This window comes from Pedobacter sp. WC2501, assembly GCF_052682415.1.
Map to the genome: position 1 here is coordinate 4,011,895 of NZ_JBQZFI010000001.1, position 15,221 is coordinate 4,027,115.

Consider the following 15,221-nt stretch of genomic DNA (forward strand, 5'->3'; position numbering starts at 1 on the left):
AGATAAAATCATGAAAAGAATTTTAAAATATTTGGGCTGTGTGGCTATAGGAGCCCTGGCTTTTTCATCATGTAAAAAAGAGGGAGAAAATATATTCAATATGTTTGATGATGTAACCGTAACCTATCATTCAACAAACCCGTATGCAATAACCGATTATAAAGAAGTAAATGCAGGTGATAGCGTGTATCTGGATTACACCATAACCTCTGCAAAAGAAGATATGTATGCCGTGTGTATTTTCGAAACATCAGCTGCTATACCCGCTAAAATTATACTTAATGATAATCAAAGAAGAAATTATTCGGGAGTTGTAAAATTAAAAATGAATACGCGTGTTGGTAAAACATCCTATCGTGTTTGGGCCTTAAATAAGGCAGGTGTTTATTTGGGAGATGGTTATAAAACGGTTACAATAGAAGTAAGATCAGATTATAAATATTGGTCTTCGAGAGAATTGTATATTCCTGATACATTAGGTAAAGTGAAAAACTGTTACATGTCACTTTCAACCGGAGAATTATTCAATTACAGTAATGGTGCATCAAGTTCTGATAAAATAGATCTGGGATTGTATAGAACGCCGGTAAGCGGGACACCAAATACATATCTTTACAATGTGTATGCTTTAAATTCAAGCCCGATTCCTTTTACTCCATACGACATTAGCACCTGGACCAAAAAGGCAACTTTATTTGCCGCACCAAAAACCGCACAGTCTGCCGCTTTTTTAAATCTTCGAACAGGCGATCAGATTCTTGCAGCAGGAAAAAGTGCAAAGCCCACTCTTAAGGGCATCTCTACCGGATTGATTCCGGGGAGTTTGTTTTATTTTTTAACAGCTGAAGGCAAGTATGGTGCTTTTTACGTGAATTCTGTATCAAGTAATAACTCAACTGGCGGTGTATTCTTAAACGTTGATGTAAAAATTCAGAATTAATATTACCATTTTCGGAGTTCAATACCTGGACATTAATTCATCTGAAACGAGACAAAATTTGTCTCGTTTTTTTTATTTAAGAATGTTGCATTTATATATGAATTTTATTTCTACCTTGTGTTATCAATTTATCTTTAGATATAGAATTATAGGATTTGTTTTTTCGTTATGACAATATTATACCATACATAGCAAAAATCATATAAAAAATACCCATATATAGATTGCAATTTTGAAAATAATATACTTTCTAACCAGAATAAAAACCGAGATCAAAGTAAAAAATGAGCCAAATCACCCCACATTATCATCGATTCTTTTTATTAGAAACCGTTGTTGATTCTTTTATCATTAAATAATTTACTTCTATTTTAACCGCTCCCTTAATACGCTCCGCTTGTAAAGTTAAAACGATACTATAATTGCTCAATTGATTGAAGGTTGAAAACTTTTGATCATTGAAGAGGTCGCAACATTAAAAGCAGACGGTAAATTGTCTGAACAGAATTGAAAACTAACCAAATAATAAGATGAACTTAAAATTTTTACGCAAAATTTCTTTGCCCTTGCTATTAATGCTATTGGCAAGTACAATGCTCTTTGCCCAGGACCGAAAGATCACAGGTAAGGTTGTAGATCAGGCCGATGGACGGGGAATTCCCGGGGTAAATGTAAGTCTGAAAGGTGTGCCAAGCAATGTAAGCACAAACGGTGACGGCGTTTATGCCATCCAGGTTAAATCTGATGCAGATGTTCTTGTTTTCTCTTACATTGGCTATACCAGACAGACCGTACCAGTAGGTACACAGACTACAATCAATGTAAAACTGGTTTCAGATAACCAAAATTTAGACGATGTAGTGGTGGTTGGTTACGGTACACAGAAGAAAGTCACGTTAACAGGAGCAGTTTCTACCGTTAATATGAAAAGTGTTGAAGATGTACCTGCACTATCTTTAAGTGCTGCATTGCGTGGTTCTGCACCTGGTCTCTCTGTTTCTGGAGGCGCACAAAGACCAGGACAGGGTACTACCATCACTGTGCGTAACCCTGTTGTATACTCTAAAGATAGCCAGCAAGGCACCAATCCGATATTCGTAATTGATGATGTGATCAGAACCCAGGCCGATTTTGATTTATTGGATCAAAATGTGGTGGAGAGCGTTTCCATTTTGAAAGATGCTGAGGCAGCTATTTATGGCGTTTCCGGAGCTAACGGTGTTGTAATTGTTCGTACCAAAAGAGGTAGATCAGGTGCTCCCCGAATCAATTTTAGCAGTTCAGTAGGTTTTAACGACGCAACAAAACTACCGAACATGATGTCGGGTATACAGTTGGGTAATTTTGTTAACGATTATTTGAACGCTCAGGTTTACCAGCAAACATCTGCAGGAACTGTAGTAAATAACTTTATCAATGCTGACGGCTTTAAAGTAGTTAATAATGTAGCAGAAAGTACCCGACAGACACTTTATTATACTCCTGATGAATTAGATTATTTCTCCGCAAACAACCATAACTGGTTAGCAGATGCTTTTCAAACTTCTAATATTTACCGCCAGGCATTAAATATTAGTGGAGGTAGCGATAAGGTTACGTATTTTTTAGGTGGCGATTACATCACTCAAAACTCTAATTTCAAAGGCGTTAATTCTAGTAAATATGGTTTAAGGGCCAGTATTGATGCTAAACTTTCGAAAAGGTTAAACGTTTCGGCTTCAATAAGCACCGATGTTTCATCATCGCGAAGCTATTATTACAAGCTTAATAGCACTTCCGAAAGTTTAGATAATGATGTGGCAACTTTACAAAACGTTAATCCATGGTCTGAATATTTTATCAACGGAAATCCTGTGATTTTAGGCGCAAGTAATACCGGTGGTTTAGAAAACATCAACTTTTTCTTAGTTCAAAATTCAGATAATTTTACCAGTTCAAAATCTTATGTGATGAATATGCTTGGTAAAGTTACTTACGAAATCCCTGGCATTAAAGGTTTAACCGCTACTGCTACAATAAATAAGAACATCAACAGTTCTAACGGTAAACAGTACGGAACTACATTCAACTATTATAAATATTTAGGTACAGGTGCCAACAACCATATTCCTGGTGGAGTGCTCCAAGGCGTTTTCCCAATAAAGAATGGTGATAGGATCAGGCTTAATCCAGTATTTGCAGATAGCTACCAATTAAATGCTGGCTTTAATTACAACAGGTCTTTTGGTAAACACAATATATCAGCCATTGCACTCGTAGAGCAAAGAGAGCTTTCTTCAGAAGGCGTAGCGGCACAGGCCGAAGGAATTGTTGCCGGTGGACTACCTTATCAAAACTTTACTGTTGGAACACAAACTTCTAATCAATCCGGGCAGGTGAGCGAAACAGGATTTCAGTCTATAATTTCGCGTATCAATTACGATTACGATAACAAATACCTATTACAATTGGTATATCGTAGAGATGGTAGTTCAAGATTTGCTCCTGGTAAAAATTGGGGCGGTTTTCCAGCAGCATCTGTTGGATGGGTAGTTTCTCAGGAAAAATTCTTTAAAGATAAATTCCCGGCCATAAACCTGTTCAAATTGCGGGCATCAGTTGGTTTAACAGGAACAGATGCAACCAAAGCTTATCAGTACCTGGCATCATACAATTTAGGCACAGGAAGCAGTGGTGGTGCCGTATTTAACGAAATTGACCGAAGCATTGCGATCAGAACCAATATTGCAATTCCAAATGGAGATGTAGTGTGGGACAGTTATTTAAAAACGAATTATGGTTTTGATATGGGGCTGCTTAAAAATAAATTATCCATCTCCGGAGAATATTTCTGGACGCGTGGATACAATCTTTTATCTACGTTAACATCTTCAGTACCTGCAACCATTGGCGCAGCAGTACCTACTGAAAATTTTGCTGAAGCCAATATGTTCGGTTACGAGATCAGTGTAGGCTACAAAGATCAGATAGGGAAATTTAATTATAGCTTTACACCATTCTATACCTGGAGCGACAACAAAAACATTAAATATGATGTTTCTACCGCACAACTGGGTACTATTGACGATAACACCGGCACCTCTAGCGATAGAGGCTATATCGGTTATAAATCACTTGGTATTATCAGGACACAGGCAGAAGCTGATGCCATTATTGCACAAAGAATCAATGGATCGGCAGTGCAAAATGATCCAAAAAAGGTTAAAATTTTAAATGATATTCTGCAGCCGGGCATGATCAACTATGAGGATGTAAACGGTGATGGTATTATTGATACTAAAGACAGGCAATTTGTTACCAAAAGACAGAATAACCATAATAACTTAGGACTAAACTTTAGTGCCGGCTATAGCGGTTTAAGTTTAAATGTAGTAATGGGCATTTCTTGGGGCGGTTATACCAGTATTGGTGGATTAAAACCTAGCGGAACGAGCCCATCGGTATATGGCAACAGGGCAGCTTATTGGGCAGATCACTGGACACCAACAAATACGAACGCAGCTTATCCTAACCCATATTTTTCAAGCGTTTATGAAAGTACTGACTTTTGGTTGGTGCCCGCAACTCAATTTGCCATCACAAATGCAAATTTAAGTTATAATATCCCAACAAAATGGATAGAAAAAGTAGGGATATCTAGTTTAAGGGTATTTGCGCAGGCTACAAACCCGGTTCAGTTTATCAATCCATTCCCAGGGAATTACAGAGATTTTGCCAGTCCGGTAGGAACATACCCATCGCTTAAAACTTATTCATTCGGTTTAAACGTAGGCCTTTAATTTTAATTATCATGAAAAAGATTTATATCATAATTTTAGCAGCCTGTACAACATCATTGATGTTTAGCAGTTGTAAAAAAGTGCTCGAAAAACAAGATTTGGGTAGTTTTACTGCCGATCAGGTTTACAACGATTCTACTACAACAAAATTAAGTATCGATTATATCTACAGCCAAAATCAACCGGCCTGGTTTGGTAACGTTGGTGGCTTAAGTGCTTCAGTTAGTTCACTTTCAGAAGAGCAGTACGGTGACAACGTTTTTGTTAAAGGCACGGCTACCATCGAATCTGTTACCGATTTGGGCAATACCAATACCGCTGGTAATTACGTAAAAATCAGAACGATCAATATGTTTATCAGGGATGTTAATGCAGGTACGCTGGACCCGGCCGTGAAAAAGAGATTTATTGCGCAGGCTTATTTCTGGAGAGCATTTAGGTATTTTGAACTGGTAAAATTATACGGAGGCGTACCCCTGGTACTGACCCCACTTGATGCCGTTGGCGAGGAAGCCAAAAAAGCAGCCCTTTTACCGAGGAACACCACAACTGAAACCTTTGCCCAGATTGCCAGGGATTTAGATTCGTGCATTAAATATATTCCTGCAAGATGGCCGAAAAATGATGATTATGGCCGCATTACGAAAGGAGCTGCCCAGGCTTTTAAAGGCAGGGTTTTATTAACTTTTGCTTCGCCTGAATTTAATTCCGGCAATCAAATTTCAAGATGGCAAGATGCCTATAATGCCAATACTCAAGCTATAGCAACACTATCGGCCAATGGTTTTGGTTTGTATCCAAAATTTGATGTAAGTTTATGGACTACAGAAGGAAGTAGCGGTGGAAGTACCCCTCGAAATCCTGAAGCCGTTTTAGCAACGCTTTATAATACCGGAACCACAGACATTGGACAGAACAATAATACTTATCCAAACGCAACAGTTCCAAAATATATTGGAAGTGCAGGTGGATCAAATCAACCTACCTGGGATATGGCTTTAGCTTTTCCGATGAAAGATGGAAAGGATATAGGCACATCAAAATATACTTATAATCAGGCTACATTTTATAAAGACCGCGATCCCAGATTTGAACAGACGATTGCCTACAACGGATGTAACTGGCCCTTATCAGCCAATCCAAACTACCGTCTTTGGACCTACTATTATAGTAAAAACAATGCGTTAACATCTACTGAAAGTTCGGCGAGTTCCAGCGGTTTATATTTGAGAAAAGCAATAGATCCTGCGCTTACCTTAGCTACATTTTTAAATGCAGGTACAGATTGGTTGGAAATCCGTTATGCTGAAGTATTACTTAACCAGGCAGAATGTGCTGCTGAAATTGGCAATGTTGGACAGAGTCAGGAAGCTTATGCCAATATTATCGCGATAAGAAAAAGAGCCGGGATTGAAGCAGGTGCAGATGGACTTTACGGATTAACCGCCGGGCTTAGCACTACGCAATTGGTTACTGCAGTAATGAAAGAGAGACAGATAGAGCTTGCATTTGAAGGTAAACGCTTTTGGGATTTAAGACGCCGTAAATTATTGGAAACTGTGTTAAATGGCAAAAGAAGATTAGGTGTAACCATTGCGCTGAAAAGTACGGGTACCAATACCGATTATATATTGAGCTCACGTGATGCATCTGCAAGTACCAATTTAGATGCCCTTTACACTTCGAGTTTCATCGTTACTACTAAGCAGTTGGATACCTATAACATTGCTTATCAGGCTGGGGTTTACTTTTTCGGTATCCCAACGGTATCACTCAACAACAACATCAATTTAAAACAGAACAATACCTGGGGTGGTTCTTTTGATCCGCTTCAATAGGTATTTCAAGATCTTCAGGGCGGTTTGCTCATCACCCTGATTTTTTATATTTGGTTTTTAGAAAAGGGAACATTAATTTGTTTCCTTTTTTTTTTCATTTAAGAATGTTACATTTATATATGAATATTATTTCTATCTTGTAACACGGTTGCAGAAATGAATTTGATTTGTTACAGCCATTTTAACCAAATGAAAAGATAGTACAATACCTGGCCAAAATTATACAGTAAACAGCCAATTTTTGCATGCAATTTTGAAATATAATATACTTTCTAACCAAAACTGATAACCAAAGAAATAAACAGAAATGAGCCGATTTTTATAAAATTCCCGATTGACAATTTCATCAATCAAAAAATATCAGCTAAATTTCTTTTGCTTCTTTAACGGGCAAAACACAAATGAAAAAGAACTTTTTAAATCTGTTGTTCACAACAGCATTAATGCTCTCCGCAAATTACGCATCTGCGCAATACCCGAACATACCGCCTGAAGTCAAAAAATCTTCCGATTCAATGATGAAAGAAGCTTATCACCTGTCAGACATTGCCTGGGAAAAAGCCAAGCCGGTTATAGCGAAGGAAGCTGCCGAGGGTAAGCCATATATTCCATGGGCTGGCCGACCTACCGATCTCCCTCAATCTAAATTATTAGCCTTTCCTGGTGCAGAAGGGGGAGGTGCATACAGTTTTGGTGGCCACGGAGGCAGGGTAATTGTAGTTAAAAATTTAAACGATAGTGGTCCTGGCTCTTTACGTGATGCCTGCGAACAAGGTGGTGCGAGGATTGTTGTTTTCAATGTTGCAGGAATTATCAGGTTGAAAACACCATTGATTATTCGTGCCCCATATATTACCATTGCTGGCCAAACTGCACCTGGAGATGGTGTTTGTGTAGCTGGCGAATCAGTTTGGTTAAATACCCATGACGTTATTGTTCGCTTTATGCGTTTTAGAAGAGGTGAAACTTTTGTAGGCCGCAGAGATGATGCCATTGGCGGAAATCCAGTGGGCAACATCATGATTGATCACGTTTCTGCAAGCTGGGGATTAGACGAAAACATGTCGATGTACCGCCACATGTATAATGATAGTACAGGTAAAGCCGAAGAAAAATTAGGAACCGTCAACATTACGATCCAAAATTCGATTTTTTCTGAAGCATTAGATTACTGGAACCATGCGTTTGGCAGTACATTAGGTGGCGAAAACTGTGCCTTTGTACGTAATCTTTGGGCTGATAATGGTGCCCGTAATCCATCAATTGGTTGGAACGGCATTTTTAACTTCGCCAATAACGTAGTGTTTAACTGGAATAACCGCTCTACAGATGGCGGCGATTATACCGCACAGTACAACATCATCAACAACTTTTACAAACCAGGACCTGTTACCGAATTAAAAGACCCGATCAGCTACCGCATTTTAAAACCCGAATCTGGCCGCAGTAAATTACCTTATGTTGTTTTCGGACGTGCTTATGTAGCCGGAAATATTATTGAGGGCAATGAAAAAGTAACCAAAAACAACTGGGATGGAGGCGTTCAGCTGGAAGATAAAAAAGGAAATTTAATGTCTTATGAGCAGGCGAGTAAATATTTCGCAGCGATGAAAGCTAAAGATCCATTCCCGATGCCTAAAATCAGCATTATCCCAACGTTACAAGCAAAAGACTATGTATTGGCAAATGCAGGTGCTACTTTACCAAAGAGAGATCCGGTTGATACCCGCGTAGTTAAACAGGTGGCTACCGGAAAAATTGAAGTTCACCCTAACGCTAAACCATCTGCATTTCAATTCGAACACCGCAGATTGCCTGGCGATTCTTATAAACAAGGTATCATTACAGAAGTTTCTCAGGTAGGCGGTTATCCGGAATATAAAGGAACGCCATATAAAGATAGCGACGATGATGGCATGCCAGATGCATACGAAATTAAAAACGGCTTGAATCCTAAAGATGCATCTGATGCAGCTAAAATCACTAAAAGTGGTTATTCGAATATCGAAGTTTATCTAAATAGTGTGGTTCCTGTTTCAATCGTAAAACCAAACTAATATGCGTACCTGGAATTCAATTTTTAGCATAATTGCGCTATGCAGTGTTGGAAATGTTGCTTTTGCACAGTATCCGGTTATCCCTGAAGCAATGGAAAAGAAAGCCGATTCGCTGTTGAAAAACATTGAAGAGCAATCAGAATTACAGTTTTTGAAAGTAAAACACATTGTAGATGAAGAGGCAAAACATGGTAAACCTTATATTCCATGGGCGGCTAAACCGAGTGATTTACCACAAGCCAAAATGGTTGCCTTTCCTGGTGCAGAAGGTGGTGGTGCTTATTCGTTTGGCGGTAGAGGCGGGAAAGTTTACGTTGTTACCAGTCTCGAGGATTCGGGCAAAGGAACTTTACGCGAGGCCTGCGAACAAGGCGGGGCAAGGATTATCGTTTTCAATGTTTCGGGTATTATCAGGTTAAAAACACCATTGATTATCCGCGCACCTTATATTACCATTGCTGGCCAAAGTGCACCTGGAGATGGGGTTTGTGTGGCTGGCGAATCCGTTTGGATCAATACCCATGATGTCGTGATCCGATATATGCGTTTCCGTCGTGGTGCAACTGACGTTACCCGCAGAGATGATGCCATTGGTGGTAATCCTGTCGGAAATATTATTATTGACCATGTTTCTGCAAGCTGGGGATTAGATGAAAACATGTCGATTTATCGCCACGTTTACGACAAAAAAGATGGTTCTAAACCAGAGAAATTACCAACGGTAAACGTTACCATTCAGAATTCGATTTTTTCAGAAGCTTTAGATACCTATAATCATGCCTTTGGAAGCACCATTGGAGGTTTAAATTCAACTTTCATGCGTAACCTTTGGGCGTCAAATATCAGCCGTAATCCATCAGTGGGTATGTATGGCGATTTTGGTTTTGCCAATAATGTGATCTTCAACTGGTGGAACAGAAGTGCCGATGGTGGCGATAATGCTTCGTTTTACAGTTTCGTTAACAATTATTACAAACCCGGACCAATTACCCCTGCAGGCGAACCGATTTCTTATCGTATCTTGAAGCCAGAGTCGGGTAGAGATAAAAAGTTCGCCAACGAATTTGGTAAAGCTTACGTAACCGGAAATATCATTGAAGGAAATGAAAAAGTAACCAAAAACAATTGGGATGGTGGTGTACAGCCTGAAAGTAAAAGAGATAAACAAAAGTTGTTAGATTCGATAAAAGTGGATAAACCATTGCCTATGGCTAAAATCTCAATCATCGATACTAAAAAAGCTTACGATTATGTGCTGGCTAATGCCGGTGCATCTTTACCTGTTCGCGATGCAGTAGACCAACGTATTATCAAACAGGTTATAACAGGTAAAATTGAACATGTTGAGGATGGGAAATTGCCTGCTAAACAAAGTTATGTAAAACGTCGTTTACCTGCCGATTCCTATAAAAAAGGGATTATTTCTGATATTGCACAAGTAGGCGGTTACCCTGAATATAATGGAAAACCATACATAGATACCGATAACGACGGTATTCCTGATGCCTGGGAAACAAAAAATGGTTTAAATCCAAAAGATGCAAAAGACGCTGCCAAAATTTCGAAATCAGGTTATTCGAATATTGAAGTATATTTAAATAGCCTGGTGGATGTAAATAAGGTGAGGCCTTAGCGCATTACTGTCATTCTGAACGCAGTGAAGAATCTGTAAGCGGTGAAATATAAACTTTAATAACCCACACCCAAAACGTAAGTGGGTTAGGCAAAAACAGAAATATTAGGTTGCAGATGCTTCGTGCCTCAGCATGACAAATACAAAATAATCAATGCCAAAAACTAACCATATATTAAAAACCATACCACTAAAAACCTTACCGATTTTGGTAATGGCTCTTTTTGCGACTAACTTTTCTTTTGCGCAAAAAACAAAGCCTGTTGAGCCACCAAAACCCATCTATAAAAGCAAAGATGGTAGAATGGCTTATACACCCGATGCAGCTGAAAACCGGATTCCTGATTTTTCTTATGCAGGTTACATGGCTGGCGAAAAAGCCATTCCTAATGCAACAATAAAGGTAATAGTTCCTGTTTCAAAGGGCGATGCTACCTCAAGGATTCAATCAGCCATTAATTATGTTTCAAAATTACCCCTCGGTAAAGATGGTTTACGTGGGGCGATTTTACTAGAAAAAGGAACTTACGAAGTTGCAGGGACATTGCGGTTATCAGCATCAGGAGTGGTGCTTCGCGGAAGTGGAATGGGCGAAGATGGAACGAAAATTTTTGCAACTGGTTTAGACCGGATTGGTGTAATCAGAATTTTAGGTCAAAAAAACAAAATAGAAAAACAGGCAATCGCCATTACAGATGCTTATGTGCCTGTAAATTCAAATAAAATTACTTTGGCAAATACCAACGAATTTAAAGTTGGCGATAAAATCATCATCAACCGTCCTTCAACTAAAGAATGGATTGAAACATTAAAAACAGTCGAGTTTGGTGGTGGTGAAAGTGCTTTAGGCTGGAAACCAGGAACCAGGGATATCCATTGGGATCGAAAAATTATCGCCATAAACGGCAATACCATCACTTTTGATGCACCAATTACAACAGCGTTAGATGTTAAGTTTGGTGGAGCAACCATCTCTAAATATGAATGGGAAGGTAGAATTGCGCAAACGGGGGTTGAAAACCTGAAAATCGAATCCGATTATCATAAAGAAAATAGTAAAGACGAATACCATCGCTGGACGGCCATTTGTTTGGAAAATGTACAGGATGCATGGGTTCGTCAGGTTGTTTTTGAGCATTTTGCCGGCTCTGCCGTTAATGTACTCGAAACCGCTAAAAGAATTACGGTAGAAGATTGTAAATCACTTGCCCCGGTTTCTGAAATTGGTGGTGAGCGAAGGTTTACATTTTTAACCACCGGTCAGCAAACGCTTTTCCAAAGATTATACTCAGAATATGGTTACCATGATTTTGCTGTTGGCTTTTGTGCACCGGGACCTAATGTTTTTGTGCAATGCCAGTCTTATTTGCCTTTCAGTTTTAGTGGTGCTATTGATAGCTGGGCATCTGGTGTGTTATTCGATATTGTAAACATTGACGGACAAGCCTTAAGTTACTTAAACCGCGGACAGGACGGACAAGGAGCAGGCTGGAGTGCTGCAAACAGTGTGTTCTGGCAATGTAGCGCTGCAAGGATAGATAATTATCAGCCGCCAACTGCTCAAAATTGGGCATTCGGAACCTGGGCGCAGTTTGCCGGAAACGGTTATTGGGATATGTCTAACGAACAGATTCAGCCACGAAGTTTATATTACGCTCAATTAAAAGATAGGTTGGGTAACGAAGCCGATAAACGGAACTTCGTTCTTCCTGTAGAAACTGAAGCATCAAGCAGTCCGCCGATAGATGTAGCTCAAAAACTCACTAAACTGGCTTATAAACCTGCTTTAACGGTTTCAGAATATATTGACGCCGCTTCTGATCGGAATAAAATCCCGACAGATGCTGGTCAGGCAAAAAGCATAGATAAAATTGGCTTGGATAAAGTCGTTAAACCTGTACTTGCGGATGCCATGACGATCAGAAATGGCTGGTTGGTGCGCGGCAACGAAATTGTGGCGGGTAATCGTCAGGATGTGCCCTGGTGGAATGGGAGCGCGCGTCCGTATGGATTAAAAAACACTAAATTTCATGTCACCCGTTTTGTTCCCGGCCGTTCCGGAAATGGCTTAACCGATGATCTTGAGGAGATTACCGATTCGATGAGAAATGGTTCTGTTAAGGTACTTGATCATAATTATGGCCTTTGGTATGATAGGAGAAGAGACGATCACGAACGCATCCGCCGCATGGATGGAGAAGTTTGGGCACCTTTTTACGAATTGCCTTTTGCCCGTAGCGGGCAGGATAAAGCCTGGGATGGTTTAAGCAAGTACGACATTACCAAATATAACCTTTGGTATTGGGACAGGTTAAAGCAATTCGCTAACCTTGCCGATCAGAAAGGGTTGGTATTGATCCACGAAAATTATTTCCAGCACAATATTATTGAAGCTGGCGCGCATTATGCCGATTTTCCCTGGCGTACTGCAAACAATATAAACAATACTGGTTTCCCCGAGCCAGTACCTTATGCCGGCGATAAACGCATTTTTATGGCTGAGCAGTTTTACGACATCACCAACGAACACCGCAGGGCAATCCATAAAGCTTACATCAGAAAATGTTTAGAGAATTTTGACGGAAATTCCGGAGTCATTCAATTAATCGGTGCCGAATTTACGGGTCCTTTGCATTTTGTTCAGTTCTGGATCGATACCATTAAGGAATGGGAGAAAGAAACAGGTAAACACCCAATTATCGGTTTAAGTGTGACCAAAGATGTGCAGGATGCCATTTTAGCTGATCCTGAACGTGCTAGTGTAGTCGACCTGATCGATATCAGGTATTGGCATTATCAGGCCGATGGAAGCGCTTATGCGCCGCAAGGTGGTTTAAGTTTAGCGCCTCGTCAGCATGCCCGTTTGCTAAAACCGAAGAAAACATCTTTCGAAGAAGTTTACCATGCCGTATCCGAATATAAAAACAAGTTCCCTGATAAGGCAGTGATATACTCGGGCGATAGCTTTGATAGTTTCGGTTGGGCGATTTTTATGGCAGGAGGTTCTTTATCGAACGTTAATGAGATAGATAAAACAGTTCTAAGTACTGCATCTGCCATGAAACCATTTTTTCCTGCAGGTAAATCAGCTAAACAATACGGGCTTGAAAATGCTGGTAAGGCTTACATTTTGTACAATGCTTCAACAGATGCAGTTAATCTGGATCTAAGTAAGATCACAGGAAAATTTAATGTAAAAGTGCTCAATACCCGAACCGGGAAAGTGCTTAAGGAAGAGAAAATTAACGGGGGTGCAATGGTGAAGTTGAACAAAGTAGCATCAGGAGATGAAGTTATCATTATAAATAAAATATAAATTGAGTTTTGTCATTCTGAGCGCAGCGAAGAATCTCCAGGCGATGGAAACAAAACGTTAATAAACCATCATTAAAAATGGAAGTTAGCAAACATAAGCTGTGTACATAATAGGTAAGAGATGCTTCGTACCTCAGCATGACAGCACGTTTTTTATTGGCGGGTGTCTACACCCACCAACATTGTAAACATATTAAATTGAATATGAACTTTAAATTAAAAATATTTCTGATTGCTTTAGTTTCTTGCCTTGCATTTGGCTGCAAGAAAAAGCCTCATTTTGGCGATAAAAGTCTTTTAGTGTCAGAGAACGGGCGGTATTTAACGACAGGTGATGGCAAACCCTTCTTTTGGCTTGGCGATACAGGCTGGTTGCTGTTCGGTCGGTTGACTCGCGAAGAAGCAAATACCTATCTCGAAGACCGTAAACAAAAAGGTTTTAATGTAATTCAGGTGATGTTATTACATGATGTGCCTTCGAGAAATGTATACCTTGATTCGTCAGTGGTTCATGCTGATGTTTCAAAACCAATGCTTACGCCAGGCAATAATCCTCAAGACTCTTTGGCCTATGATTATTGGGATCATGTAGATTATATCGTAGGTCAGGCAGCAGAAAAGGGACTTTATATGGCCATGGTTCCGGTATGGGGTACCAATGTAAAAAATAAAAAAGTAAATAAAACGCAGGCAAAGGCTTATTCTGAGTTTCTGGCAAAACGTTATAAAGACAAGTGGAACATCATTTGGCTCAATGGTGGCGATATTAAAGGTACTGATGGTGCGGAGGTTTGGAATACCATCGGCGAAACTTTAAGGGCAAACGATCCGAATCATTTAATTACTTTCCATCCCCGGGGCAGAACTGCTTCCTCACAGTGGTTTCAAAATGCAAAATGGTGTGATTTCGACATGGTACAGTCAGGTCACCGCCGGTATGATCAGGACACCTCTAAAAACGAAAAATTACATTATGGAGAAGATAACTGGAAATACATTGAAACTGATTATAAATTAAAACCAACCAAACCAACCATTGATGGGGAGCCTTCTTACGAGGATATTCCACAAGGGTTGCACGATACGCTCCAACCACGCTGGACAGCTAGCGACGTGAGAAGATACGGTTATTGGTCGGTTTTTGCAGGTGCCTTTGGTTATACCTATGGTCACAATTCGGTAATGCAAATGTACAAGAAAACAGATTTAAAACCTGCTTATGGCCCGAAAGACCAGTGGGTCACGGCAATTAATGCTCCGGGCGCAAAACAGATGCAATATTTGAAAGATTTAATCCTGGCGCACCCTTATTTCGATCGCATACCTGATCAAACTTTGGTTGCAGGTAAAAACGGCGAAAAGTATGAACGAGTTCTTGCTACAAGAGGCGAAGAATTTGCATTGCTTTACACCTATACAGGAAGAAATTTTAGTGTGCAGATGGGCAAAATCGATGGTGATGAAGTAAAAGCATCATGGTTTGATCCAAGAACTGGCAAAAGCACAAAAATAGGAGAATTTGAAAATAAAGGCATTAAGGAGTTTAATCCACCCGGCGAACCTGCAAATGGCAATGATTGGGTGTTGGTGTTGGAGGAGATATAACTAGTTAAATCGTCATTTCGACTGAAGCGCAGCGAAATGGAGAAATCTATTACA

General features: G+C 39.8%; 7 protein-coding genes. All 7 read left to right on the forward strand.

Annotated features, from left to right (window positions below; genetic code table 11):
- Positions 1-10: 10 nt before the first annotated feature.
- Positions 11-940 (forward strand): hypothetical protein, encoded by a 930-nt coding sequence (locus ACUN24_RS16975; protein ID WP_445563571.1) that lies wholly within the window; start codon positions 11-13, stop codon positions 938-940.
- 530 nt (positions 941-1,470) lie between these two features.
- A complete protein-coding gene (locus ACUN24_RS16980; protein ID WP_445563572.1) occupies positions 1,471-4,719 on the forward strand; it encodes a SusC/RagA family TonB-linked outer membrane protein in 3,249 nt (1,082 codons plus the stop codon).
- A gap of 11 nt (positions 4,720-4,730) precedes the next feature.
- A complete protein-coding gene (locus tag ACUN24_RS16985; RefSeq protein ID WP_445563573.1) occupies positions 4,731-6,557 on the forward strand; it encodes a RagB/SusD family nutrient uptake outer membrane protein in 1,827 nt (608 codons plus the stop codon).
- A gap of 401 nt (positions 6,558-6,958) precedes the next feature.
- Positions 6,959-8,614 (forward strand): pectate lyase family protein, encoded by a 1,656-nt coding sequence (locus tag ACUN24_RS16990; RefSeq protein WP_445563574.1) that lies wholly within the window; start codon positions 6,959-6,961, stop codon positions 8,612-8,614.
- Between the two features lies 1 nt (position 8,615).
- Positions 8,616-10,247: a polysaccharide lyase gene (locus ACUN24_RS16995; protein ID WP_445563575.1), complete on the forward strand. Its 1,632-nt coding sequence runs from the start codon at positions 8,616-8,618 to the stop codon at positions 10,245-10,247.
- Positions 10,248-10,401: 154 nt separating this feature from the next.
- Positions 10,402-13,563, forward strand: a complete 3,162-nt coding sequence (locus tag ACUN24_RS17000; protein WP_445563576.1) for a DUF6298 domain-containing protein — start codon at positions 10,402-10,404, stop codon at positions 13,561-13,563.
- A gap of 203 nt (positions 13,564-13,766) precedes the next feature.
- Positions 13,767-15,167, forward strand: coding sequence for a glycoside hydrolase family 140 protein (locus ACUN24_RS17005; protein ID WP_445563577.1), 1,401 nt, complete (start codon positions 13,767-13,769; stop codon positions 15,165-15,167).
- Positions 15,168-15,221: the final 54 nt, after the last annotated feature.